The sequence below is a fragment of the Carnobacterium maltaromaticum DSM 20342 genome (genome assembly GCF_000744945.1).
Taxonomy (GTDB): domain Bacteria; phylum Bacillota; class Bacilli; order Lactobacillales; family Carnobacteriaceae; genus Carnobacterium; species Carnobacterium maltaromaticum.
The window spans coordinates 617,506-641,483 of sequence record NZ_JQMX01000001.1 but is presented as its reverse complement, the minus strand read 5'-3'; the positions used below and the strand labels follow the sequence as shown (position 1 = coordinate 641,483).

Annotated in this window: 27 protein-coding genes and 1 pseudogene; 6 read left to right on the top strand and 22 right to left on the bottom strand. The window is 33.8% G+C overall.

All coding sequences use genetic code 11. The features are described from left to right. Positions 1-18: 18 nt before the first annotated feature. Positions 19-429, bottom strand: coding sequence for a universal stress protein (locus BR77_RS03005; protein ID WP_016356436.1), 411 nt, complete (start codon positions 427-429; stop codon positions 19-21). Positions 430-652: 223 nt separating this feature from the next. Here BR77_RS03005 and BR77_RS03000 point away from each other — a divergent pair, with 223 nt between their 5' ends. Both BR77_RS03000 and BR77_RS19375 read left to right on the top strand, forming a co-directional pair. After that, the gene (locus tag BR77_RS03000) at positions 653-949 is read left to right on the top strand and encodes a helix-turn-helix domain-containing protein (protein ID WP_015076339.1); all 297 of its coding nucleotides are present in this window, start codon (positions 653-655) and stop codon (positions 947-949) included. A gap of 98 nt (positions 950-1,047) precedes the next feature. After that, positions 1,048-1,724 (top strand): annotated as a pseudogene (locus BR77_RS19375) (IS3 family transposase); the annotation flags it as partial. A 144-nt stretch (positions 1,725-1,868) separates the two neighbouring features. On the opposite strand, the gene BR77_RS02990 reads toward BR77_RS19375, so the two are convergent. From BR77_RS02990 to BR77_RS02965, 6 genes are all read right to left on the bottom strand, one after another. Next, complete coding sequence (locus tag BR77_RS02990; RefSeq protein ID WP_015076341.1) at positions 1,869-3,545, bottom strand: FAD-dependent oxidoreductase; 1,677 nt, start codon at positions 3,543-3,545, stop codon at positions 1,869-1,871. Next, positions 3,542-4,624 (bottom strand): ACR3 family arsenite efflux transporter, encoded by a 1,083-nt coding sequence (gene arsB / locus BR77_RS02985; protein ID WP_231857803.1) that lies wholly within the window; start codon positions 4,622-4,624, stop codon positions 3,542-3,544. The genes BR77_RS02990 and arsB overlap by 4 nt, the downstream gene beginning before the upstream one ends. Positions 4,625-4,693: 69 nt before the next feature. Then, positions 4,694-5,059, bottom strand: a complete 366-nt coding sequence (locus BR77_RS02980; protein WP_015076343.1) for an ArsR/SmtB family transcription factor — start codon at positions 5,057-5,059, stop codon at positions 4,694-4,696. A gap of 589 nt (positions 5,060-5,648) precedes the next feature. Further along, positions 5,649-6,002, bottom strand: coding sequence for a hypothetical protein (locus BR77_RS02975; RefSeq protein WP_015076344.1), 354 nt, complete (start codon positions 6,000-6,002; stop codon positions 5,649-5,651). 1 nt (position 6,003) lies between these two features. Continuing rightward, the gene (locus tag BR77_RS02970) at positions 6,004-6,519 is read right to left on the bottom strand and encodes a GNAT family N-acetyltransferase (RefSeq protein WP_010052820.1); all 516 of its coding nucleotides are present in this window, start codon (positions 6,517-6,519) and stop codon (positions 6,004-6,006) included. Beyond that, positions 6,509-6,988 carry a MarR family winged helix-turn-helix transcriptional regulator gene (locus tag BR77_RS02965; protein WP_015076345.1) on the bottom strand — a complete coding sequence of 160 codons (480 nt, stop codon included), beginning with the start codon at positions 6,986-6,988 and terminating at the stop codon, positions 6,509-6,511. Before BR77_RS02965 ends, BR77_RS02970 begins: the two co-directional genes overlap by 11 nt. Before the next feature lie 302 nt (positions 6,989-7,290). Between BR77_RS02965 and BR77_RS02960 the strand changes: the two genes are divergently transcribed. Together BR77_RS02960 and BR77_RS02955 are read left to right on the top strand one after the other, a co-directional pair. Beyond that, complete coding sequence (locus BR77_RS02960; protein ID WP_035063903.1) at positions 7,291-8,595, top strand: Y-family DNA polymerase; 1,305 nt, start codon at positions 7,291-7,293, stop codon at positions 8,593-8,595. Next, positions 8,585-8,965, top strand: coding sequence for a hypothetical protein (locus BR77_RS02955; protein WP_015076348.1), 381 nt, complete (start codon positions 8,585-8,587; stop codon positions 8,963-8,965). The genes BR77_RS02960 and BR77_RS02955 overlap by 11 nt, the downstream gene beginning before the upstream one ends. A gap of 57 nt (positions 8,966-9,022) precedes the next feature. Here BR77_RS02955 and BR77_RS02950 read toward each other — a convergent pair whose 3' ends face one another. From BR77_RS02950 to BR77_RS02940, 3 genes are all read right to left on the bottom strand, one after another. Beyond that, a complete protein-coding gene (locus tag BR77_RS02950; protein WP_015076349.1) occupies positions 9,023-9,220 on the bottom strand; it encodes a hypothetical protein in 198 nt (65 codons plus the stop codon). A 133-nt stretch (positions 9,221-9,353) separates the two neighbouring features. Next, positions 9,354-10,064, bottom strand: a complete 711-nt coding sequence (locus tag BR77_RS02945; RefSeq protein ID WP_035063900.1) for a DNA alkylation repair protein — start codon at positions 10,062-10,064, stop codon at positions 9,354-9,356. Between the two features lie 16 nt (positions 10,065-10,080). Beyond that, a complete protein-coding gene (locus BR77_RS02940) occupies positions 10,081-10,974 on the bottom strand; it encodes a helix-turn-helix domain-containing protein (protein WP_015076352.1) in 894 nt (297 codons plus the stop codon). Between the two features lie 377 nt (positions 10,975-11,351). On the opposite strand from BR77_RS02940, the gene BR77_RS02935 reads away from it, so the two are divergent. Then, entirely contained in the window at positions 11,352-12,716 is a 1,365-nt protein-coding gene (locus BR77_RS02935; RefSeq protein WP_015076353.1) for an Nramp family divalent metal transporter, read from the top strand. Positions 12,717-12,758: 42 nt separating this feature from the next. Here the strand turns inward: BR77_RS02935 and BR77_RS02930 are convergent, their stop codons facing one another. The 4 genes from BR77_RS02930 to BR77_RS02915 all read right to left on the bottom strand — a co-directional run bounded on the left by BR77_RS02930 (position 12,759) and on the right by BR77_RS02915 (position 16,143). Next, positions 12,759-13,610, bottom strand: a complete 852-nt coding sequence (locus BR77_RS02930) for an aminoglycoside 6-adenylyltransferase (RefSeq protein ID WP_015076354.1) — start codon at positions 13,608-13,610, stop codon at positions 12,759-12,761. A 217-nt stretch (positions 13,611-13,827) separates the two neighbouring features. Then, positions 13,828-14,409 carry an ECF transporter S component gene (locus BR77_RS02925; RefSeq protein WP_010053859.1) on the bottom strand — a complete coding sequence of 194 codons (582 nt, stop codon included), beginning with the start codon at positions 14,407-14,409 and terminating at the stop codon, positions 13,828-13,830. 110 nt (positions 14,410-14,519) lie between these two features. After that, entirely contained in the window at positions 14,520-15,110 is a 591-nt protein-coding gene (locus BR77_RS02920) for an ECF transporter S component (protein WP_015076356.1), read from the bottom strand. Between the two features lie 118 nt (positions 15,111-15,228). Then, a complete protein-coding gene (locus BR77_RS02915; RefSeq protein ID WP_015076357.1) occupies positions 15,229-16,143 on the bottom strand; it encodes a S66 family peptidase in 915 nt (304 codons plus the stop codon). A 282-nt stretch (positions 16,144-16,425) separates the two neighbouring features. Here BR77_RS02915 and BR77_RS02910 point away from each other — a divergent pair, with 282 nt between their 5' ends. Next, complete coding sequence (locus tag BR77_RS02910; RefSeq protein ID WP_010053856.1) at positions 16,426-16,818, top strand: RidA family protein; 393 nt, start codon at positions 16,426-16,428, stop codon at positions 16,816-16,818. Between the two features lie 67 nt (positions 16,819-16,885). Here the strand turns inward: BR77_RS02910 and BR77_RS02905 are convergent, their stop codons facing one another. The 8 genes from BR77_RS02905 to trpX form a co-directional block, all read right to left on the bottom strand. Further along, positions 16,886-17,446 carry a cysteine hydrolase family protein gene (locus BR77_RS02905; protein WP_015076358.1) on the bottom strand — a complete coding sequence of 187 codons (561 nt, stop codon included), beginning with the start codon at positions 17,444-17,446 and terminating at the stop codon, positions 16,886-16,888. 40 nt (positions 17,447-17,486) lie between these two features. After that, complete coding sequence (locus BR77_RS02900; RefSeq protein ID WP_016356438.1) at positions 17,487-18,170, bottom strand: TVP38/TMEM64 family protein; 684 nt, start codon at positions 18,168-18,170, stop codon at positions 17,487-17,489. Positions 18,171-18,370: 200 nt separating this feature from the next. Next, positions 18,371-18,892: a type 1 glutamine amidotransferase domain-containing protein gene (locus tag BR77_RS02895; RefSeq protein ID WP_010053850.1), complete on the bottom strand. Its 522-nt coding sequence runs from the start codon at positions 18,890-18,892 to the stop codon at positions 18,371-18,373. Between the two features lie 82 nt (positions 18,893-18,974). Continuing rightward, positions 18,975-19,904, bottom strand: a complete 930-nt coding sequence (locus BR77_RS02890; protein ID WP_015076360.1) for an LCP family protein — start codon at positions 19,902-19,904, stop codon at positions 18,975-18,977. A gap of 370 nt (positions 19,905-20,274) precedes the next feature. Beyond that, complete coding sequence (locus BR77_RS02885; RefSeq protein WP_015076363.1) at positions 20,275-20,709, bottom strand: MarR family winged helix-turn-helix transcriptional regulator; 435 nt, start codon at positions 20,707-20,709, stop codon at positions 20,275-20,277. A 125-nt stretch (positions 20,710-20,834) separates the two neighbouring features. Continuing rightward, a complete protein-coding gene (locus BR77_RS02880; protein WP_015076364.1) occupies positions 20,835-21,653 on the bottom strand; it encodes an ABC transporter ATP-binding protein in 819 nt (272 codons plus the stop codon). Further along, a complete protein-coding gene (locus BR77_RS02875; RefSeq protein ID WP_015076365.1) occupies positions 21,653-22,546 on the bottom strand; it encodes an ABC transporter permease in 894 nt (297 codons plus the stop codon). The genes BR77_RS02880 and BR77_RS02875 overlap by 1 nt, the downstream gene beginning before the upstream one ends. A 24-nt stretch (positions 22,547-22,570) precedes the next feature. Further along, the gene (gene trpX / locus BR77_RS02870) at positions 22,571-23,557 is read right to left on the bottom strand and encodes a tryptophan ABC transporter substrate-binding protein (protein WP_015076366.1); all 987 of its coding nucleotides are present in this window, start codon (positions 23,555-23,557) and stop codon (positions 22,571-22,573) included. Positions 23,558-23,978 lie beyond the last annotated feature (421 nt).

Sequence of the window (23,978 nt, the reverse complement as noted above, 5' to 3'; positions counted from 1 at the left end):
AATAAAACTCCTTTCTGTTTATTTAACAATCAACACAGGAATAGGCACATATTTCATTACTTTGTGGCTTACGCTTCCCATAACAAATTCTTGAAGAATATTTAATCCTCTGCTTCCCATAATAAGCAAATCATAGTTATTTTTTTTAACATGTTTAATAATCTCTGAAGCTGGGTCTCCAATGAGAATTGAAACTTCAAAAGTATCTACTAACCCGGCTAATTGTTGTTTCACTTCATCTATTCGTACATTTTTTCTTTCCTCATAGTTTTTTGATAGATCAAGTGCTTGGTCCTTAGCTTTAGCGATGTCAAGAACTTCTAAAATTGTTAAACTGACACCTGGAAAACCTTGCATCAATTTTTTAGCTTCATTGACAGCATTTACTGCATGGGTGGACCCATCAAACGCAAGTACGATTTTTTTCATTCTTCTTTCCCCATTTCCTTTTAGTAATGAATAACTCAGTTAATAGTAGCATAGTGTAGTCAATTTTCCAACAAAAATTCACCACTGAGTTAAAAATACGACGAATATATACATACATGAGTAAATAAAATAGTTATTACCTTATATTTCAACCTACATATTGCATTCCTACAAATTAATAGATACTATTAAAGAGTAGAGAAAAGAAAGGTAGGTAATAAGTATGGTAACTAATGTTGGTGAAAAAATACAAGAACTTAGAAAAATAAATAATATGACTGCAAAAGAATTAGCACAAAGAACTGAGGTATCCCCTTCTTTTATTTCAGCAATTGAAAATAATTCAACTAAATTGTCATTAGCAACTTTAAAACACATATGCGATATTCTAGGAGTTTCTTTATCTGAATTTTTTTCAACAGATCTTACTCCTGTTGAAAAAAAACTAATTACAACTGTGAAGAAAATGCCTACTCAAAAAAAAACTGAGCTGTTAACATTTTTAGAAGATATTTTCTAAATTAAAAAAAAAGAGTGTACAGAAATTAATTAATTTGAAGTGAGCTCCCTAAGTTAGACCAAAAAATCTAACTTAGGGGGCTTTTTATAGTGGCTAAAAACGAACTTGGAATAAAGGTGAATCAGAAGAAAATTCGCCGAATCATGCGTAAGCTTGGACTGAAGGGCTAAAAATTTACGCGTAAATCACGTAAGTACAACTCCTATAAAGGAACTGTTGGACGAGCGGCAAAGAATCGAATTCACCGACGTTTCACCACTTCGGTTCCACACCATAAGATTACGACGGATACTTCGGAGTTTAAGTATTACGAACAAGGTACAGACGGAAAACCTGTCATCAAGAAGCTTTTTTTAGACCCGTTCCTGGATTTGTTTAACGGAGAGATTCTGTCCTATCGAATATCAGAAAACCAAACGTAAAGGCCGTTCTTGACGCTCAGAAAGAAGCCATAGTATACACAGTGGACTGCCCTTATCGTCGGACTTTCCATTCTGATCAAGGTTGGACTTACCAGATGAAGAGCTATCGAAAGCCATTAGCAGATAAAAAGATATTCCAGAGCATGTCACGAAAAAGAAATTGTCTCGACAACTCTCCGATGGAGAACTTCTTTGGACTATTAAAGCAAGAAATGTATCATGGTGTGATTTATACAAGCTTTGAAGGGTTGAAGCGGGCAATTAATGAGTAGATTAATTACTATAATCACCATCGAATCAAAACGAAACTTGGCTGCAGTCCTGTTCAATATCGCGAACGGATGACCGCATAAAAACCCGACCAAATTTCTTCGGTCGGGTTATGGTCTAACTATTGGGTCTCACTTCAATTTCTGTACACTCTTTTTTTGAGTTCATTTAGAGATTCCTTTGCAATTAATCCTGCATTTGCGGTAAATTTCTTGAAATACTGAATCTTAATCATTGTGATTTTCCATTTCCACTATGACTTGATAGTTTTTATTACCTCCGGATAAATTATAAACCTCTTTAAAACCTTTATTTATCAGAATATTTTGAGCTGCATTCCCACTTACTCCTTTGTTACAATACGTGATGGTTACTAAATCTTTATCTAATTCTGACTGCCTTTTACGTAATTCTGTTAATGGAATATGAATGGCTCCCTCTACACTAGATTTTTCATATTGCTTCTTAGAGCGTGTATCTATAATTTGAAGTTTTTCCCCATTTACTTGTCTTTTCATTAATTCATTTGGAGTCATTAATGGTGTTCCTTTTTTTACAGCATTATCCAGTGCCATTCCTGTATATAGAATTGGGTCTTTTGTTGTCGCAAATGGTGGTGCATAAGCAAGGTCTAGATGGAATAAATCTTCAGCTACTGCTCCAAAAGAAATAGCTGTCGCTAGAACGTCAATACGTTTGTCAACGCCCTGTCTCCCTATGATTTGCGCACCTAGAATTTTTCCGGTACTTTTATCTGCTAACGCTTTTATTGTTAATTCTTTCCCACCAAGATAATCTGCATGATCCGGCTTAATGTTATAAAGAATTGCTACATCAATACCTTCAGCTAGAGCTTCTTTTTCACTTAATCCAGTATAACCAATGGTTAAATCAAAAGCTCGAACAATACCAGTACCTAATATACCCCGATGTTCTAAGGTTCCGCCTGTAATCACATCGCCAGCAATTCTTCCCATCTTATTCGCGGTTGATCCTAGTGGGCGATAGATAGGTTTCTTGGTGATTACTGAAAAACTTTCAGCAACATCACCTACAGCGTAAATATGTGGTACGGAAGTTTCCATTTTTTTAGTTACAGCAATCGCTCCAGATGTACCTAACTTAATTTTTGTAGCTTGCGTTAAGGACGTATTTGGTTCAACTCCAGCTGCCAGTATAACTAAATCAGATTTAATTGTTTTTCCTTGATTCGTCACCAATTCAGTAATAAACTCTTCCTTACCAATAACTTTGGTAATAGTTGTATTTAAGAGAACATCCACATTATTTGTTTCGAGTTCTTTTTGTGCTCGAAATGCCATATCTGAGTCCATCTGTTTCATAATTTGTTGACCACGTTGGATAAGTGTAACTTCAATTCCTTTATGAGCTAATTGTTCAGCCATCTCTAACCCAATAAATCCAGCTCCAATAATTGTTGCCGTATTAATTTTTCCATTTTGTATAAACTCATGAATCGAGCGTGCATCCTGAATATTTCGTACATGAAAAATATTTTGTTTGGATTGTTGGTTTAAAAACACCTCTGGAACAATCGGTTTTGCTCCTGTAGCTAACACCAATTCATCGTAACTATCAATAAAGATCTCGCCAGTTTGAAGATTTTGTATTTCAAGTGTTTGTTTTTCAGTATTTATTGCCGTCACTCGATGTTCTGTAAAAATGTCTACATTATAACGCTTTTTAAACCATGCAGCATTGCGTGGTGTTAATTTATCTAAATCCTCAACTTCTTCTCCGATATAATAAGGAATACCGCAAATAGAGTACGAAATATCCTTATCTTGATCATAAACACAAATTTCTGCATCCTCTGTATTTCTTCTTGCTTTTGCTGCCACACTTGTTCCTGCCGCTACCGAACCAATAATCACTATTTTCATTCTTTTGCCTCATTTCTATTATTTTTGTTAGTTTTATAATATTTCTGTTTGAATTTCAAGGCTACATTTACGAGCGCAATCAAGACAGGTACTTCAACTAACGGTCCAATAACTGCAGCAAATGCTTCTCCAGAATTGATACCAAATACTCCAACTGCTACAGCAATAGCTAACTCAAAATTATTACTTGCTGCTGTAAAGGATAGTGAAGCAGCGATTGGATACGTTGTTCCCATCTTTTTAGAAATAAAGAACGAAACAAAAAACATTAGAACAAAGTAAATTAACAAAGGAATCGCTATTCGAATAACATCCAATGGTAATTCAATCACTTTTTCGCCTTTAACAGAAAACATCACAATAATTGTAAATAGCAAAGCAATCAGTGTAATTGGGCTGATTTTAGGAATGAATTTTTCTTCATACCATGTAATGCCTTTTCTTTTAACTAAAATTTTCCTAGTTAGAAAACCTGCAATAAAGGGAATGCCTAGATAAATGAAGACACTTGTAGCAATTTCTCCCATACCAATCGAAATAGAATGAGTTTCTAATCCTAACCAACCTGGAATAACAGTTACAAATATATAAGCAAAAACAGAATAAAAGACAATCTGGAAAATAGAGTTGAATGCAACTAAACCAGCTGTGTATTCATTATCGGCTTGAGCTAAATTACTCCATACAATAACCATTGCAATACACCTAGCTAAGCCAATCATAATCAATCCTACCATGTATTCAGGGTAATCATGTAAAAACAAAACAGCTAAAACAAACATTAAAATTGGTCCAATAATCCAATTTTGAAATAATGATAGCAAAAGTACTTTCCAATCTTTAAATACGCGCCACATTTCTTCATATTTAACTTTAGCTAATGGTGGATACATCATTAGTATCAACCCGATTGCAATTGGAATAGATGTTGTTCCAATTTCTAATTTGTTTATTCCAGTTGCAATATCAGGTACAAAATAACCTAGCCCTACACCAATTCCCATTGCAAGGAAAATCCAAAGAGTTAAATACCGATCTAATAATGACAATTTTTTCGTTACACTTTCCATAATTAACATCTCCATAATTAAGATTTATTATTAATATGAAAACTTCTTACTGTTCGGCTCTAAGTAGGAAGTTCAACATTATTTTAAATAAGTAGAGTTACTACTATTTACTAGTTGATCATTGTTACAAGAACATTCTCCGTTCTCAATTGAATGACAGATACAATTCTCATTATTTTTGACAAGACTTTGAATGACATCAGAAATAAATGTCATTTTCTCCTCATTTAGGGAGTAGTTATGCCAAATCCCCGATTTTCTCGTTTGTACAATCTCTGCACTTATTAATACTTTCATATGATGCGATAGTGTTGGCTGTGTAAAATTAAAATATTCTAACAAATCACAGGCGCACAATTCACCGCAAGACAACAAATCAACAATTTGAACTCTATTGGAATCACCTAAGGCTTTGAATATTTTTGCTATTAATTTATAATCCATTATTATTCCACCTTTCATACATAGACAAACATCTATTTATAATATAGACATTTGTCTATGTATTGTCAACTAAAAAATTAAATTCTAAAATATAATTAACAAACTCCCTTTTACGATTCTTTTGTCTGAGTTTGATAATGGATTGCTTCATTTTCTTGCGAGTCAATTTGATAGGCTTCAGCGGAATTTTTGTTAATAGACTAACTTACTAACATTTCATACTTATTCGGTGTTACATCTAAAACTCCATAAGAGTAAGTCAGTTTTACAATAGTTTTACTTCTATCTTCCGAAATCTCATAGATTTTTCTATCAATGAATATTGACTGAGTCGGTGTATCTGAGTTATATTGATTAGCATTTACCAGAGGCAAACGGTCTCATTGCTGCCATAACTGAACGTGACTTCTAAATAATCAGTGATAAATTGATTTAATTCTTCCTTATAATGAGTTTCACTGCATAAAAAAACAGAGTAGAAAAAATCTACTCTGAAGAAAGTCTAACTTTTTTGGGTCACTACATAGTCAAATTTGATTCGTTTATCTTTATTACGTCTTTTCTGTGTATCAGTATAAACACAGCATCACTACTCTTTCGGAATTTTAACTTCGTTTGCAATCTTTTTCATTTTTTCTAGCAGATCATTGGTTGTTATCTTGAATATAGTTAGTTTCCCTTTTTCTTTAAATTCAGCATTTCCACTAATCTTTGTAGTTCCTGATTCATTATTATTATCAGTATAATTAATGGTAGCAGTAAAGGTATACCTAAGTTCATCCTCCTTATTTTGGGTAACGTTAACATCTTTAACTTTTGTTATAAATCCAGCATCTTGTGTTGTTGTAACATAATACATAGCCGTTTCATTTATAAATTTCCCATATCCTTCATCTGTAAATTGAGAATGAAACATATTTTCTAAATTAGTACTATTTTCCACTTTATATTTGTTTAGTCATTAGATAATCTGTTTGTTTATCTTGTCCTAACATGAATGAGTGTTCGCCTGTAATGCAAAAACCTAAATTTTTATAAAAATGTAAAGCAGGCTCATTCTTTTCCCATACTCCTAACCAAATTGTCTCTACACCAGTATCTTTCCCATATTGACTAGCAAAATGTATTAATTTTTTGCCTAAACCTTTTCTTTTATGTGCTGGAAGAATATATATTCTTTCAATTTCTAATGAGTTAGAAAATGTATTTTCAGTTTGTGCTTCTTTACTATTGAGTTTCATATAACCAGCTAAATCATCATCTGAAAATATAAAATAGAATATTGAATTAGGGTTTAATAACTCTATGCGTAATTTATTTTTGTTATAGGCAGTATCTATATAATTTATTAAATCTTGTTCTGTATTGTACTTTTCAAAAGTGTCTTTAAATGTACGAATACTAATTTTGCGAATACAATCCAAATCTTTTAATTCACATTTTTTGATTTCAACCTTCATTACTATCATTTCCTTTCAAATAGTTTCTTTTGTGCCCTTTTTTTACAATTTTCCAATCACTATCAATATTAGTACTAATTTTTTTTAACATGCTTGAAAACTGCAGGGCTTCTTCTTCTGTAAATCCTTGTAATGCTACAGTGTTAGAGTAGTCGTTTTCTTTTTGAATGATAGGCACTACCTCTATTCCTTTTGAGGTGACGTATAGTCTGCGAATTTTTTTATTAGCAGGATCAGTCATTTTTTTAATCAAGCCATTCTCTACAAGCTTATTAATAGACCTTGCAGCTGTAGTTCTATCAACTTTGACTAACTCTGCTAACTTATCTGGAATGATGCCAGGATTTTCATAAATACGAACAATGTATAGATATTGTCCTTTTGATAGTTTATAATTTTTAAATTCAACATTAGCAATAGAATCAAGAGCTCTTGCTATTGTTCCAATATCTCTCAGTATCTCGACCATAGTAACACCTCCTAAGGGTACATTAACATTTTATTGTCGCATTTGCAACAATTTGAATTAACGTTTATAACATAATAAGGAACAAGTTTGCTTATCAAGGCAACTATCTGTTTTGTTAAAGATGGAATAGATAGTTTAGCGATTTTTCTGAGCATTTAGGAAATTGATTCTCCAGCTAATTTTATATCCTCAATTACCCTTTCTAAAAAATAATTAAAGATTAAATGTTATTCATTTTTATAGCTTTACTTTTCGAACGTTTGTTCGTATAATGTGTTTATCAACTACTGGAGTGAATAGTTATGGAATTAGAACTTGATTATACGAATGAACCTCGCTCAGATATTTTATGTATTGATGTAAAAAGTTTTTATGCTTCTGTTGAATGCGTGGAGCGGAACTTAAATCCTCTAACGACGATGTTAGTAGTAATGTCTAATGCTGAAAATGCTGGAGGTTTAATTTTAGCTAGCTCCCCCGCTGCTAAACAAAGGCTTGGAATTTCTAACGTGATGCGAAAATTTGATTTGCCTACACATAAAGATTTATTAATCGTACCACCTAGAATGGCCTTGTACATTGATAAAAATAAAGAAATTATTGAGATATTTCGTAAGTATGCTATTGAAGATGATATTCTTATTTATTCAATCGATGAAGCGTTTATCAAAGTGACTCCTATTAAAAAACTATTGAAAGCAACGGCATACGAAATAGCACGTTTAATTCAGCAAGATATTTATCATACATTAGGCTTGTATTCGACGGTTGGAATTGGAGACAATCCCCTGCTAGCTAAATTAGCTTTGGATAATGAGGCAAAAAACGCGAAAGACTTTAAGGCTGAATGGCGCTATGAAGATGTTCAGGAGAAGGTTTGGCGGATTTCTCCTTTGACGGATATGTGGGGAATTGGTAGGCGAACGGCTAAAAAATTTGAATTAATGAATATCAAATCAGTGTACGATTTAGCCCACTATGACTACCATTTGCTAAAAGAAAAAATGGGTGTCATTGGCGAACAGTTATATGCACATGCCTGGGGAATCGATCGCAGTGATATTGCTAAAAAGTATACTCCTCTTGAAAAATCGTATAGCAATGCACAAATACTGCCACGTGATTACACACTAGCCTCGGAGATTGAGTTGGTGATTAAAGAGATGGCTGATCAAGTTGCTACTAGGCTAAGACAAAAGCAATGTCAGACACAATGTATCAGTCTTTTTATTGGACATTCGATGTACGAATCAACGAAAGGTTTCAATCATCAAATGAAAATTTCTGCAACAAATAATACGAAAAAATTAACGGATTTTTGTCTACAATTATTTCGTCAACATTATCGTGGTGAAACAATACGGCAAATTGGCGTCGGTTGCTCTAAGATAGTTTATAGCACGGATATCCAATTGGATTTATTTAGAGAATCTGAGGAAGTCGAAGCAGATGCTGGTCTTGATTTTATTGTTGATTCTATTCGGGATAAATACGGCTTCACCTCTCTCGTTCATGCTAGCAGTTTAATGACAGGCGCAACAGCGATTAAACGCAGTCATTTAGTCGGTGGACATGCCTCCGGAAAGGATGAAAAAGATGTTAAATAAATTTAATGAACGTTACCAAGATCGTGGAACAATTAAATGGCTTGGCATGTATCTATCTGAACATACGGCTTCTATGGATGCGGATAAAAGTAGTCGAAGTTTAAAAATTTTGCAAAAAAAGCAGATGAATTTTCTTGAAATAGCGACAATACTAGATAGTGCCCTAATTAAAAATCAAGCTGTATCTATTCAGCTTGAAGAAATAGATACAGATGGGAATTATTTACCGGATATTACTGGAAAAATTGAAGGTTATGAGGATAGTGGGATTTGGATCGATAACACTCATATAGCCTATGAAGAAATCAGAAACATTAGTTTATACACTGAAATCAAATGGAGTGTATTTGAAAAAAGAAATCAAAGCTAAGTTACTAGAGTATATGTAACTTAGCTTTGATTTTTCTTCTTTTAAGAGACTTAAAATTTACTCGCCCATTTTAATTGCAGCCCCCTCTTCAGTTGTTTTTACATCATACTCTTTTCCATCAATTTTTACTTTTGATTCTTTTCCAGGGGTGATCTCTTCTTTTTTTGAGTTCCCACCACACGCAGTTAAAGCAACTGATACAAGAATTAGTGCGATTATTGTTGTTAGCTGTTTTAGTCTATTTTTTGGAATCATTTCATTCACCTCCTACCGTTAAATCAAGATTAGCATCGCTAACTGTAGTTTAAATGAATTTTTTCTGTAGTTTATGTAGAGTTTAGATAAAAAAGCCACTTGATTTTTTATCAAGTGACGTTCTATATTAACATTAACAGATAACTTTTTTACGTTTCTTTCCAATTCGTTCAAGGCGAATCGCTTTTTCAATCGCTTCGCTAGCAAGAGGAACTTTGCAGTCTTTACTTCCTAAGGTAACTTGAACTGGGCCAATTGTTTCGGCAACTTGTTGGGCTTCCTTTAACAAGGGTGTGTAGTAGCATCCGGTGTTAATCACAAACTGGTTCATGGTATATCGAACACTGTTTTTAGCTTGATGGATTGTATTTTCAACAATTTTCAAAAGTGCAAGTACTTCTTCTTGATCAATGCTTGTATCTGGAGCAAAGCTTAAAAATTTCCCATAGCAGCTCCAACCTGTATCTTCAATCAATTCTTGATCAGATGTCATCCACTCTTTAGCTAATTCAACAGCATAAGGACTCTCTGAGGCAACGCCAGCAACAACGAATTCACTGATTGCAGACCAATTTGAATAGTTGGCCCAATGTGTTAATTGTTTTTTTTCAATCAGCTTAGGATTAATAGCTAGTCCGGCTAAATATTGAGCATCTGAATTCCCAGTTTCAAATAAGTCCAAGGCTAATTGTTGATCTTTTTTAACGTCTTTTAATAACTCTTTTTTTAAATCACCAATTTTCACACCAAATAATGGACCTGGTGCGCCATGACGTAAAAATGTTTTTTTTGTTTGTTCGGTCCCTAATCGCTCAAGAGTCTTCATGACTTGATTTAACTCCATTACAGTTCCCCCACTTCTATTCCCAATAATTATACCCTTTTAGATTGTAGTCTTTCATATTTCTTTTTATGCCGTCCACAGCGTGCTGGTTATCATTTAAGTTAGCCATTGCTGCAGCATAAAAATAATACCTCTCGGCTTCTTCAACTTGACCTAATTTCATTAAATTAAAGCCTTTTTCGTAAAGTAAAAAGTCTAAATAATAAGAAATATGTTGTTCCTGAATAAGGTTTATTCCTAATGTACTTAAATGAACAGCTAATTTATAATCTTTAATTTTAGAATAAAACTTAGCCATGTTGTAATAAATTTTTGCAACTTCAATACCATCTTCGATTCTTGGTGTAGAACAGGTTAGTTGATCCAGTTGATTCATCACTTTTTCAAAGTAAGTTAAGGCTTTATTATCTTCATTTCTAATGTCATAAATAGTTGCCATACCGCTAGTAGCAAGTATATCTAGAAATTCTACATTTTTACCAGATTCAGTCGTTAAAGCCAAATTGAAATAATAAATGCCATCGGAGCTATTTTTATTGCCAATTAAACTTGTAATACCCAGATAATAATAGTACTGCTTTAATTCATAAGGTGTTTCTAAACGGTTAAAATCAATTTTTTCCTTGATTAAATCATAGGCGTCTTTATGCTTAATTTGCGCACATAAAACGCGAACTTGTTGAAAAATATCTGCATAGCTATCTTTCTTTTTAGTGGTATATTGATAAATTTCATCGAAATCTATGTTTAAACGCTCTGAAATAATCATTAAAGTTAAAAGCGAAGGAATTGAAATTCCTTTTTCTAAGTTACTAATGGTGGACTGGTTACAAATCCCTGCGGCTAATTCTTTTTGGCTTAAACCAGCCGTTAAACGGGCGTTTTTTATTTTATTTCCTAATATTTTCATTAGAATTCTCTCCTAATTCTACTTGTTATATTGATTAATCATACATTAAGTAATATCATTAAGATAGTACTTTAGGTAAATTCTACAAATATTATTATCATTATTTAATCTTTTTTTGAAGGGAGGTTAATTCAATGAGTACAGAAGAAGCTATTTTAATTTCTATCACTTCACCGTTATCTCCATTTGGCGATCTTAGCCACGGATAAACGTGAAAATAAGACAGATTTGCAAATTAAAAATCTGTCTTATTTTTATTTACCACTCCATATTTTTAGGTGTCCCGAAAAAATAAATTGACATTCCTTAAAAAAGTTCTATAATAAGGTTATAAAATAATTATAACAAGATAAATGTTACTATAGGAGTGGATTTGAATGAGTCGTAAAGAAGAGTTAAAAGAAAAACACCAGTCCACCGGTTGGTTAAGAAAATCCCATAATATTAGTTTAGAAGAAGTCAATAATACCGTTAAAATTCCCCAAAATGCGGGCTTTTGGCGTAAGCTTTTTGCTTTTATGGGGCCAGGAGCGTTAGTTGCTGTAGGTTATGTCGATCCTGGTAACTGGGCAACCTCAATTGCTGGGGGTTCAAAGTTTGGTTATACATTATTAAGTGTCATCCTAATTTCTAATTTAATTGCGATGCTTTTACAAGAGATGTCGGCACGTTTAGGAATAGCTACAGACATGGATTTGGCCCAGGCGACTCGGAATTCAGTTGGGAAAAAACCAGCTATTGTTTTATGGATTTTAACTGAATTAGCTATTGTTGCTACAGATATTGCTGAAGTAATCGGTTCGGCTATTGCCTTGAATTTATTATTTAATATTCCCTTACTAGTTGGTGTCGCGATTACGACATTAGATGTACTCGTGTTGTTGCTACTTCAGAAGAAAGGGTTCAGAATTATTGAATCAATCGTTATTGTTTTAATGTTTACAATTTTTATTGTCTTCCTTTTTGAAGTTATTTTGACTAGACCTGATATGGCAGCCTTATTATCGGGCTATATTCCAAGTTCACAAATCGTGACGGATCCTAGTATGCTATTTATCGCATTAGGTATTTTGGGCGCGACAGTCATGCCTCATAATTTGTATCTACACTCTTCTATTATCCAGACTAGACAATATGAGCGGACACTAGAAGGACGTAAAGAAGCCGTTAAATTTGCAAAAATAGACTCTGTATTCTCTTTAACTGGAGCATTTGTGATTAACTCATTGATTTTGATTTTAGGAGCTTCTGCTTTTCACGGGACAGGCAGTGTCGTGGCTGAAATTCAAGATGCTTATAAATTATTAAGCCCAACTGTTGGAGTTGCGGCTGCTAGTACCTTGTTTGCTGTTGCTTTACTGGCTTCAGGGCAAAATTCAACGATAACAGGAACCTTAAGTGGACAAATTGTCATGGAAGGGTTTATCCATCTACGTGTCGCTCCCTGGTTACGTCGTGTGATTACCCGATTAATTGCTGTAGTTCCCGTATTTATCTGCACTTGGTTACTAGGCGAAGGCGGAACTGCGCAGCTATTACTTTGGAGTCAAGTTATCTTAAGTTTGCAATTGCCATTCGCCGTTGTTCCATTGGTCCTTTATACAAGTGATAAGAAAAAAATGGGTGAATTTGTGAATCCAACTTGGATCAAAATATTAGCTTGGATAGCAACTGTAGTGATTATTGCATTAAATATCTTTTTAGTCGGCTATATTTTGATTACAGGACAAGATTTAGGTTAACTAAAAACCAGATGCTCACTTCTCAGTGAATATCTGGTTTTTCTATTGGTTATTCTTCAATTTCTCCAAGTAAGTAAGAATTTTTTCCTGCTTAGTTTTATTTTTATACTCTAATTTCAGTTCAATATAATCAGATATAGCCATGAAAAAGGCACACATATTAAATAATGCTTCCCAAGTCGATTGAATTTCGCCATTTGAATAGGTTGTTAATAGTGCTCTCCACTCTTCTGTAGTTAAATAGCTTTGTAAAAATTTACCATTTTTGCCTAAATTTAAGGGCTGGTTTGACTGAGCTACAAGCTTCCAGTTTAATGCTAATAAAAACATATCACGAACTGGACCATCAAGCATTGCTTTAGCATAAGTTATTTCTTTTCGAGCAAGCCCTTTAGCAACATAGGTAGATACCCACCAAAATTCATTTATACAGTCATTAAATTCAGCTTCACTAGGAAGAGAGACGAGATAATCAGTCTCATCTGATTCAGGTAAGTTAGTAAATAATTGATCTTTATCTAGTAAGACTTTTGTTAAACTATCTAATTTGGTTTGTTTTTTCACTGTTTCACTAGATATCAAAGTCAGATCAATTCGATTTCCATCTTCAAACTGCATTAAGTAAGCAAAAGTTTCTTTGCTGGTATCGTTTGGGAAAAGTGCAGATTCATCTGGTAATTGCATAATTAGCCGCGGTCCAAAATAATCAACCCATCGACTATCCTCTATAAAACTAGTTAATTCTGTGACAACATACATAATATCAAAGTCCTGTAGCCTGTCTGGTTTCACGTGTTTATTCGCACGGGACCCGTTTAATAAGACCCCTCTAATACGTTCATCTAGTTGTGCTTTTTGCAAGATCAGATGATACATCTCTTCTTCACTACGCATATTTTAATATACCTCCCTTGAATAAAAAGCTCGTTGAGCCGTTCAGCTCTGTCAGAAAAATAGGGAAATTTGATGTGACGCTTTGTGTCACCTCGAAAGTTCATCTTTTTTCCGAAGAGTTGGCCCAAAAGAGCTAGCCTAAATAAAAAGCTCGTTAACTTAGAACGAAAAAACCAACAATTAAAGAAGTTGTTGGTTTTTTCCAGATAGATAAAAATTAGTGAACAATTTTTTTTAAGGTTCGAGCCACAATAGGTGCAATAATACCTGCTGCGAGAGCTTCTGCGAGGCCATTTGTTAAAACGACTGTCCCTAATACTTTCAGTAACCCACTAACATCAACTTTCATAGCTGCCGCATAATCTGCACCATTAAAGATATAAATAAAGAATAAAACTAAAATAGTGTTGGTTAAAGAAGCTAATACAGAGGCTATGACCATCGCTGAACTTTCTTTTAATTTTCTTCTTAGTAAATAAAAAGCATATCCTGCAATAAAACCTACTAAAATTCTTGGTAAAATTGTAATAATAGGATTAATAAAGATAATCGGATCTAACGGACCAGGCATTAAAAAGACCTTTGCCCAACGAGTTAAGCCCCACACACCACCAAGAATGACTCCTTCTTTCGTTCCCAATGACAAAGCCGCAATAATAACAGTAATATGAATAATCGTTGGATTTAATGGTGGAATAGGAATATACCCTAACATTGGAACAAAGCTTTGAATGAAAATAATAGCGGTTAAAATACCTAAAATTGCAATTCTATATGTTTTATTTTTTGTATTGTTCAATTGACCCACACTCCGTTTTACAAATAAGTTCTAAGGCTTAAGCTAAGCTTCTCAAGAATAGCATTTTTTGTGAACTTTGACAATTTAATTTTTGAAATTACGTGCCCTTTTCATTTCAAAACAAAATGCTTTAAAGGCTTAGCTACAAGAGGCACAATCACAGCTGCTGCAATTGCTTCAGCCAATCCGCTAGTGATGACTACTGTTCCTAAAACAACTAATAAACTGCCCACATCAACTTGAACAAATGCCGCATATTCTTGGCGATAAAAGATATAAATGAAGGTTAAAACTAAAATAGTATTCGTTAAAGAGCCTAGTATTGCTGAAATTATCATAGCAAATGTATCTTTTACTGCTGTTCTTTGTAGTATTTGATACACATATCCTGCTACCAAACCTACTAGAATTCTCGGAACAATTGCGATCACTGGATTCGTAAATAACAATAAATCTAGTGGTGTAGTTGGAAACGTAAACGCTCTGATAATACAGGCAACACCCCAAATGCCACCTAGAATCATACCGTCTTTATAGCCTAATGTGATAGCAGCGATAATTACTGTAATATGAATGATGGTTGGGTTTAGTGGAGGAATTGGAATATATCCCATCACTGGTACAAAATTTTGAATCAATATAATTGCTGTTAGCATGCCTAAAATGGCAATTCGATAGGTATTATTTTTGTCTCTACCCATAAAAGGTCCTACTTTCTTTAACTTAGTAAGTTTCTTATTTTTAAAAGAATAGCACTTTTTCAAAGAATAAACAATATTAAAGAGTTACTTCTATTAAAATGACCAATAATTGGTTGCTTTATTTATCATCAGCTAGAGTCATTCTTAATTTACCATGGTCTTCATCAAAATAAACAATTTCCCCAATCGATAAGGCTTTTGAAGATGCACTATGCCCAATTTCATGTGTCATTAGAATAGGTTTTTGATAATTCATTAAATAAGAAGACACAAGTTTATAAAAAGCTGTAGTTTGTTTTTGTGCTTCAATCTCTGTAAACTGACCTAGTATCACAGCTTGGCATTGTTGCAAATAACCAATTTGATCCAATTGAGCCAGGTAAGTTGCCATAGCTGGGATATCCCCACTGTTTGCTTCTAAAAAAAGTAATTTATTTTGACAATTAGGTAAATAGTCGGTTCCAGCAAGTTTAAGTAAGCAACGAATATTCCCTCCTATTAGGGTTCCTTTTATTATATTTGTGATTGGACTCGAAGAACTAAGCCATTGGGCCGTTATTGATGTTTGTCTTTTATTATGAAAAAAATAATCATTGAAATACGCTAATTGAGAAGTCTGTTCTTCTCCAACTAAGTTAAGGAGTTGATAATTAATTCCGCTACATGTTGTTTTAGTATATAATGCATTTAAAATCACAGTTAAGTCACTATATCCAACAAATAATTTCCGCTGCTTTTCAATCTGTTTAAAATCCAAATAAGGCAAAATTTCATTGGCTACATTCCCTCCTGAAATATCAAAAATCATGACAACAGAGGGATTTAGATAAAGCTGCATTAATGCCTGAGCTCTTTCCGAGGGTGTTCCACTAAAAGGGAACTCATTTTTTTCATAAATTGTAGCAGCCTCAATAACAGTCAAAGAAAACTGCGTTGCTAATAAGTTAATTAGTTCGTCAATCTTCTTTTTTTGACTTAGTTTTTTTCCGTTAGAGCAAGCAATAATGCCGATTGTATCTCCTTTTTTTAACATGTTTCCACCTCATTTGTTTATTTTACTAATTTAAAAGGATGTCATGAGCCTTAATTTACAAAATCCCCCTATTTATGTATAATAAATGAGAAAGTGAGGGATTAATCAATGAAAAAGAAAATTTTATGTTTTTTATCACTGGGAATTGGTTATTCTACAGCTGTTTTCTTCTAAAAAAGTCTAATTTAGGGTGGAGTCTGTTGGAATTAAATCATAAAACAGGTTAGCACTCTATTGATATAGCCCAAAGTTAGACTAAACTAAAAGAATAGAGGAAATCAAATGAACACAATTATTCGAAAAAACCCAAGGACTATGCCTGCTCCAGTAGGCGAATACAGCCATGTAACTATTGTACCAAAAAATAGTACATTGTATACTTTTTCTGGTCAAATTGGAACTGATCTGTCTGGATTTATTTCTGAAGATCATGAAAAACAAGTTGAGGATACGTTCAAAAATATTGAACGAGCATTACTATCTGAAGAGCTAACATCAGATAATATTATTAAAGTAAATGTCTGGTCTGTTGATGAAATCAATTGGGACCATTTTTACGATATGTGGGGCAAATTATTTTCCGTCAACCCTTCAATGACAATCGCATATGTAACTGCTCTAGGACTTCCAGAAATTAAAATAGAAATTGAGATTCTAGCAGCTAAACCAGAATAAAAATAAACAGAAAGAGCATCTTTAGAGACTGTTCTTTCTGTTTATTTGATTGTTGAATACTTGTCTCTTACTCAAACTGTTCTTTTACTTGACTTGTTGACAAGATTTCAGCAAACTCTTCATTCAGTGTAACTACAGTTAGTTCTTGAACTTCATTAGCAGAATATTTTATTCCAGTATGGCCAATCAGTTCAAACGACGCTGTCGCATCCTCAACCAAATAGCATTTGAATCCTAGATTTGCTGCCATTCTTGTTGTTGTAGAGATACAATGAGGTGTAGTTAATCCGACAATATATAGCTTTGTTATGCCTTTTTCATGGAGTATTTCTTCTAAATTTGTCCCTATAAAAGCACTATTAACCGTCTTAGTCAAAATAAGTTCATTTTTTAATGGAGTTGCTTCAGATTTAAATTCCGAGGTTATGTGCTCCGGATAAAATAATGATTCTGGATTATTTGATTGATGTTTAATATGGATAACGTCTATTTCATTCTGACGAAATAGTGTGATGAGTTCGGCTATATGACTCTCAGCAGTTTGATTACTTCTTTCACCCCAACTTACATCATTAAATGCCTTTTGCACATCCACAACAAGCAATACCGAATGAGATTTATCAGCCATATTATTCTACTCCTTTTATGCGACGAGTCGCAATGATTCTTTATTTTTTTATTTTGGAATGATCCGATTTCGCATCTTTTTCGATTAGGAAAACTAATAAAATTAAAATAAGCACACTGGCGACTAATAAAATCGCTTTTTCATGGTTTCCTTTGAAAAAAGCATCTCCACCAAAAGCGTATAGGACTGAAGACGGCAATGCACCGAAAAGTACCATCCAAATTAAGCGTTTGGCTTTCACGTTCATAATTGTAGTCGTATAATTAACTAAAAAAGAAGGTATTACCGGAATCATATAGGCAAAAGTAATCCCAATATCAGGATGTTTTGCTCTAGAAATAGTTTTAACCCAATGATTTGAAGTTTTAGATTTGTCTATAAACTTAAATTTTCTAATTAAAAAAATAGAAAGAATATTCCCTAATGTGTTACCAATAATATTTAACATACTTCCAACTAATGGGCCGTAACAGATTCCAATCAAGACACCTATAATTGAAGTTGGCAGTCCCGGAATGGCACACATAATGCTTGTTAGTAAAACTAAAAGGACGCCTGTACTTATTCCATGGGAGCGTACTTTATTCATTAAAATTTCTTTACTTACATCTGGGTTAAAAAACATTTCGATATCGGGTGCAAATTTGTGCCAGAGTAAATAACCTAGTAAACCAATTAGAATTATACCTATAACAATAAAAAGGGTCTTTATTTTGACTTTCATACAATTCCTCCATGTTCATTCTAGTGCTAAATATACAGGTTGTGCTCACTTTGGGATCAGAATTTTCGTTATGTATACGAATCTTCTCTTTATTATGAATAGCTTTTTCATCCAGTTAGATAATCTCAGTTTAACATAGATTCCCTAACTTTTGAAATTTAAAAGAACGAAAAAAAAGAGCCGCAAGCGACTCTTTCCCATTATTTTTCTAATGCTGCTAAATAATGTTGCATATATTCAGGTAAATCAGGTGGGCGACGGCTTGAAATAATATGACCATCTGTGATAGCCGGTGTATCATGCCAAATAGCTCCAGCATTGGTCATATCATCTTTAATACCAGGTGTACTTGTTACATTAACACCATCTAAAATTCCCGCAGAAATTAAAACCCAGCCCGCATGGCAAATTTGACCAATCGGTAATTTTTGTGTATCAAAGTAGCGCACCATTTCTAAGACTTCTGGAAAACGTCTTAATTTGTCAGGTGACCAGCCGCCAGGAACTAAAATACCTGCATAGTCAGCAACCTTAATGTCCGTAAAGCTGTAATCAGAAGTTACAGGAACTCCGTATTTTCCGTGATAAACAGTTTGAGCTTTTTCAGCAACTAAATCTACCGTGAATCCTGCTTCTCGTAATCGCAATACTGGATACCATAATTCTAAATCTTCAAAATCATCACTAACTAAAGCGATTATTTTTCTATTTGTATGTGTCATTTGAATGCCCCCATCTTTTAAACTCTCTTTAGTGTAACAAGAGTTGATAGGAACTGTAAATGTATATGCTTAAAATAGTACTCTAATCTTCTAAAAACTTCGCAAGTGCTTCACGATTTTGTTCGACATTGATATCTAAGACACTCCCACTACCCTCATAAGTAGCATTTTCCCAAGAACCTTCAACAGGTAGAGTTAATGTTTCCATAGGTTTTGTATCACCTAAGATAAAATCTTTAGCAACAGATAACAGTAAACTATTAGGCAAATTGGTTACGGTATAGCCTTCAACTTTTCCTAAAATGCTTGGTAATTTTGTAATCTTATTAAATTGTGCTCCTTGTTCAGCTAAAGCATTTAAAGCTTGTTGTTGGCGTCTAACACGTCCAAAATCACTTTCTTCATCATGACGGAAGCGAGCGTATTGAAGTAATGTTTGGCCATCCATTTTTTGTGGTCCAGCTGAGATAGCTACGTCAATGTATTCGGACATATCTTTTTCTGCATCAATCTCAACACCTTCTGGTAAAAGCGTATCGACAATTTTAGGGAAGCTTTCAAAGTCAACAATTGCATAATATTGAATATTAATACCAAAATCTTCGGAGATTGTTTGACGAACTAATTCAGCACCGCCGTAAGAATACGCTGCGTTAATTTTATCTTTTCCATTACCAGGAATATCGACATACATATCCCGCATAACAGAGACTAGTTTAGGTTGTTTCGCTTTTGAATCGTAGTGAGCAATCATTAGAGAATCAGAACGCCCACGATCCTCGCCGCGCGAGTCACTCCCAATAAATAAAATGTTTACATCATTAGCGTCTTTGGCTTTTTCCCCATTAAACGTAATATCTGATTCAGAAGGTAAATTTTGATCCTTTAACGCTTCTTTTAGGCTGCCACGATAACTAGCAAAAGCCCACCCACCAATTCCAATTAAAATGACACAAATGATTAAAATAAAATTTCTAAAAAAATGTTTCTTTTTTCGATGTTGATTTCTCATGTACAAGTCCTTCTTTCTAAAACTCAATTTAATTTAGTCCTTTTTTATGCAACGCATAATAAACTCACCTTAATTTAACCACAAAATAATTAAGTATTTAATAAGGAAAAGTAAATCATTCTTAAGATAGATAAAAAGCTTGTTGGACCGTTTAACTCTGGCAAGAAAATAGGGAAAATTGATGTGGCGTTTTTTGCCACTTCGAATTTTTATCTTTTTCTCGAAGAGTTGGTCCAAAAGAGCTGGCCTAATAAAAAGCTTGTTGGACTGGTTAACTCTGGCAAGAAAATAGGAATTGTTCCAAAGTAGTTGGTTTATTATTTCCCTTCATCATAACTAAAGAATAGAAAAAAATTATCAATTCCTCTTTCTACTCCTCCACCTTTTTCTGTTGATGCAAGCTTCTTGCCACTCTTCCAAGTAAAATTGAAAGCAATTGTTTTTCTTCTTCAGACCACGTATGAAAAAGGCTGGTCCATGGTTGTTCCAACTGCTCTTCTATTTTTGTTAAAGATTCTTTACCAAAAACCGTTAAAGAAATGAATTGCATTCGTTTATCGGCGGATTGATCTTTAATGAGCCAACCAGATTTGACCAGAGAAGCAACTTGCCGGCTAAGTGTTGATTTGTCGGTAGTTAAACTAAGAGCTAATTTCTTCAAAGATAAAGCTTCTATTTTTAATTCTGTTAAAATTTTTAGTTGTGCTTCGTTGATTCGATGTTGTTTTAAAACTTGTTTTTTTAGTTCAGAAAGTTCTTGATAAAAAGTATTTATTTGTTCTAATAATCCAGATTCAATCCCCATCGTAAGTTCTCCTAGTTCTATGATTATTCTGTTAAAATCAATAAAAAAAGCATATATTTGCACTACGCAACTAATTCGTTGTATAGTGCAACTATATGCTAAAAAACTGATTTAATCAAGTTTTATTAATTTGACGAAAGAATCATTTCATCTTTAATCTGGCCATCCTTCGTAGCAGATTGGAATAAGTTCATGACTTTTGGCACAGTTAAATTTGCTTTTTCTGAAGCGTTTAAATCGACAACAACTTTACCATAATCTAACATTATTAAGCGATTGCCATAGGTTAAAGCATCTTGCATATTATGAGTAATCATTAAGGCTGTTAAGTTATCCGCTTTAATGCGTTCATCTGTTAAGGCTAACACGACTTTAGCCGTTTTAGGATCTAAGGCTGCCGTATGTTCATCTAATAGGAGTAACTCTGGTCGTTTCATTGTAGCCATTAATAAGGTAATTGCTTGCCGTTGACCACCAGATAATAGCCCCATTTCTGTAGCTAAACGATCTTCTAAGCCTAAATCTAGACGGCTAAGTTGTTCTTTAAAGAAGTCTTGTTCTTTAGCTGAGGTACCTTTTCTCAGCCCTCTTTTAGCCCCACGTCGATAAGCCATTGCCATATTTTCTCCAACGGTCATTCTAGGTGCTGTTCCTAAGCGAGGATCTTGAAAAACTCTGCCAATCAAGCCCGCACGCTGATCTTCTTTAAGTTTAGTGATGTCTTTATCATTAATTTTGATTGAACCAGAATCAATGATAAAATTTCCCGCAATACTATTTAATAAGGTTGATTTACCTGCACCATTTCCACCAATAATTGTGACAAAATCACCAGCTTTGACTTCTAGGTCTAGCCCTTTTAGAACTTCATTTTGATTAGCTGTTCCAGGATAAAATGTTTTCTTAATACCTTTAATGGATAAAACAGATGGTAGTGTCATCATTATCTGGCCTCCTTATTTGTAGTAAAGAAATTTAAATTGAGTTTTGTTCTTAAACTTGGCATTGCTAAACAAATAGCTAAAATAAAGGCTGAAATAAGTTTTAAATCATTTGATTCTAAGCCAATAAATAAGACGAACATAATAATTAAACGATAAATAATGGAACCTAAAATAACACATATTAAGCGATTTTTAAAGGATAGATTACCAAAAACAACCTCTCCGATAATCACAGAAGCTAAACCAATGACGATAGTTCCAACCCCTTTACTAATGTCTGCATAACCGTCATCTTGCGCGATTAAAGCACCCGCAAAGGCAATTAGTCCATTAGAAAGCATTAAACCAAGAATTTTAGTCTTGTTTGTTGAAATCCCTAATGAACGGGCCATGATTTCATTGTCACCAGTTGCAATTAAGGCTTGACCCAGTTCAGTTCGAAAGAATAAAACTAATGCGCTAATGACAAAAACTGCGATAAATAATCCGATAAAAATGGTATCAAATTGACTTGGTAGATTAAATTTTTGTAAGAGATTATCAATTGTTGGTTTACCAAGTAAACTTAGATTCGCACGCCCCATCACTCTTAAATTAATCGAGTACAAACCAGTCATAGTTAAAATTCCAGCTAGTAAACCAGGTATATTAAATTTTGTAATTAAAATCCCTGTGACTGCCCCTGCCAACATCCCAGTTACAAAAGCAATTAAGGTTGCTACAATGGGATGAATCCCCATAATAATCAATTTCACACAGACAGCTGCCCCTAACGGAAATGATCCCTCTGCCGTCATATCTGGTAAGTCTAAAATTCGAAAAGTAATAAAAATTCCTAATGCCATAATTCCCCACAACAATCCTTGGGATGTTGCCGTTACAATTAAGTTCATACTGATTTCCTCCTACGTCATTCTTTATTTGATAATAATGGCTGAATCTAAAATATCTTGTGGAATTGTAATGCCCAATTCTTGAGCTTTTTTAGGATTAACGATTTTATCCCCGGTTTTTAAATATTCAATTGGTGTTGTTGCCGGCTTACTTTCACCTTTTAAAATACGAGCAGTCATTTTCCCCGTCATTTTGCCTAATTCATATTGATTGAGACCAACTGTGGCTAAACCACCTTCTTCTACCATCGTATCTACTGCTGGAAAAACAGGTATTTTCGCAGCATCCGTGATATTAACTAAGGTACTCATAGCACTAGCAACTGTATTATCAGCTGGGACATAGATGGCATCAACTTGGGTGGCTAAATTAGTCGCAATTTGAGACACATCGTTTGTTGAGGCAACTGTAGCAGTAATCGTTTCTAATCCTAGTTTTTTAGCGGCTTTAGCAGCTTGCTTCCCTTGAATAATTGAGTTATCTTCACTTGAGGAATAGATAATTCCAATTTTCTTTGCCTCAGGGACTAAGGTTTTAATCAAATTAAATTGATCCTCAACAGGTGTTTGATCGCTAACGCCAGTAATATTTCCACCTGGGTGTTGGTTGTCTTTAACTAAGCCTGCACCTTTAGGATCCGTAACAGCTCCTAAAACAATTGGAACTTCGCTGGAAACATTGGCTAGTGCTTGAGCAGAAGGAGTCGCGATTCCGACCATAATATCTGCTTTTTTAGTCATAAAGCGCTCGCTCATGGTTTTTAAATTACTTTGGTCGCCTTGAGCATTTTGAAAATCTAAAACCATAGTTTTGCCATCGATAAACCCATCTTCTTTAAGAGCATCAACAATTCCCTCATAAATTTTATCTAGGGCTGGATGACTTGTTAATTGTAAAACACCAACCACAGGAATAGCTGATTTTTTCTGATCCTCTTTTTTTGATTCTGTGACAAAAGCGTAGCTTAAAATAAGGGCTAATACAGTGATAAATCCAATCATTTTTTTCATTTTAGTTCCTCCCATTTCTCAGTTCATTTCGTTATAATTTAAAAGCAAAAAAACAGTAACCAACGACTAAACATGCTTCGTGGTTACTGTTTTTAGGTAAACAAAAACCACATAGAATAAGACTATCTCTTTCTATGTGGTGTACTTTTAATTTGAATTCTCAAATAAACCAACATAGATACACGTTCAGATTTCTGAAGGCTGTATCCATGAGAATCTCATTTCAATCAACCTATCTATTTTGGCTTTGCCAGCTACTATTCAGTTGTGTTTGAATACGAATAGAATAAGTATACATAAAAATGATCTCCTTTGTTTTTAATTCTGTAAATCCATCTTACTATGGGTTTCTTAAACTGTCAAGGGAATATTATGTTTATGTTTTCCTAGTTTCAATAAAAAATCATAAATTCAAAACTTA

What these genes read in the sequence shown, in the direction of transcription:
- BR77_RS02875 (WP_015076365.1), bottom strand. Translation starts at nt 22,546, where the DNA reads ATGAACTTAATTGTAACGGCAACATCCCAAGGATTGTTGTGGGGAATT.
- arsB (WP_231857803.1), bottom strand. Translation starts at nt 4,624, where the DNA reads ATGTTAATTATGGAAAGTGTAACGAAAAAATTGTCATTATTAGATCGG.
- BR77_RS02955 (WP_015076348.1), top strand. Translation starts at nt 8,585, where the DNA reads ATGTTAAATAAATTTAATGAACGTTACCAAGATCGTGGAACAATTAAA.
- BR77_RS02910 (WP_010053856.1), top strand. Translation starts at nt 16,426, where the DNA reads ATGAACACAATTATTCGAAAAAACCCAAGGACTATGCCTGCTCCAGTA.
- BR77_RS02915 (WP_015076357.1), bottom strand. Translation starts at nt 16,143, where the DNA reads ATGTTAAAAAAAGGAGATACAATCGGCATTATTGCTTGCTCTAACGGA.
- BR77_RS03000 (WP_015076339.1), top strand. Translation starts at nt 653, where the DNA reads ATGGTAACTAATGTTGGTGAAAAAATACAAGAACTTAGAAAAATAAAT.
- BR77_RS02880 (WP_015076364.1), bottom strand. Translation starts at nt 21,653, where the DNA reads ATGATGACACTACCATCTGTTTTATCCATTAAAGGTATTAAGAAAACA.
- BR77_RS02930 (WP_015076354.1), bottom strand. Translation starts at nt 13,610, where the DNA reads ATGCGTAGTGAAGAAGAGATGTATCATCTGATCTTGCAAAAAGCACAA.
- BR77_RS02945 (WP_035063900.1), bottom strand. Translation starts at nt 10,064, where the DNA reads ATGGAGTTAAATCAAGTCATGAAGACTCTTGAGCGATTAGGGACCGAA.
- BR77_RS02895 (WP_010053850.1), bottom strand. Translation starts at nt 18,892, where the DNA reads ATGACACATACAAATAGAAAAATAATCGCTTTAGTTAGTGATGATTTT.
- BR77_RS02920 (WP_015076356.1), bottom strand. Translation starts at nt 15,110, where the DNA reads ATGGGTAGAGACAAAAATAATACCTATCGAATTGCCATTTTAGGCATG.
- BR77_RS03005 (WP_016356436.1), bottom strand. Translation starts at nt 429, where the DNA reads ATGAAAAAAATCGTACTTGCGTTTGATGGGTCCACCCATGCAGTAAAT.
- BR77_RS02890 (WP_015076360.1), bottom strand. Translation starts at nt 19,904, where the DNA reads ATGAGAAATCAACATCGAAAAAAGAAACATTTTTTTAGAAATTTTATT.
- BR77_RS02990 (WP_015076341.1), bottom strand. Translation starts at nt 3,545, where the DNA reads ATGAAAATAGTGATTATTGGTTCGGTAGCGGCAGGAACAAGTGTGGCA.
- BR77_RS02970 (WP_010052820.1), bottom strand. Translation starts at nt 6,519, where the DNA reads ATGAAGGTTGAAATCAAAAAATGTGAATTAAAAGATTTGGATTGTATT.
- BR77_RS02980 (WP_015076343.1), bottom strand. Translation starts at nt 5,059, where the DNA reads ATGGATTATAAATTAATAGCAAAAATATTCAAAGCCTTAGGTGATTCC.
- BR77_RS02960 (WP_035063903.1), top strand. Translation starts at nt 7,291, where the DNA reads ATGGAATTAGAACTTGATTATACGAATGAACCTCGCTCAGATATTTTA.
- BR77_RS02965 (WP_015076345.1), bottom strand. Translation starts at nt 6,988, where the DNA reads ATGGTCGAGATACTGAGAGATATTGGAACAATAGCAAGAGCTCTTGAT.
- BR77_RS02940 (WP_015076352.1), bottom strand. Translation starts at nt 10,974, where the DNA reads ATGAAAATATTAGGAAATAAAATAAAAAACGCCCGTTTAACGGCTGGT.
- BR77_RS02900 (WP_016356438.1), bottom strand. Translation starts at nt 18,170, where the DNA reads ATGAAAGTCAAAATAAAGACCCTTTTTATTGTTATAGGTATAATTCTA.
- BR77_RS02935 (WP_015076353.1), top strand. Translation starts at nt 11,352, where the DNA reads ATGAGTCGTAAAGAAGAGTTAAAAGAAAAACACCAGTCCACCGGTTGG.
- trpX (WP_015076366.1), bottom strand. Translation starts at nt 23,557, where the DNA reads ATGAAAAAAATGATTGGATTTATCACTGTATTAGCCCTTATTTTAAGC.
- BR77_RS02905 (WP_015076358.1), bottom strand. Translation starts at nt 17,446, where the DNA reads ATGGCTGATAAATCTCATTCGGTATTGCTTGTTGTGGATGTGCAAAAG.
- BR77_RS02950 (WP_015076349.1), bottom strand. Translation starts at nt 9,220, where the DNA reads ATGATTCCAAAAAATAGACTAAAACAGCTAACAACAATAATCGCACTA.
- BR77_RS02885 (WP_015076363.1), bottom strand. Translation starts at nt 20,709, where the DNA reads ATGGGGATTGAATCTGGATTATTAGAACAAATAAATACTTTTTATCAA.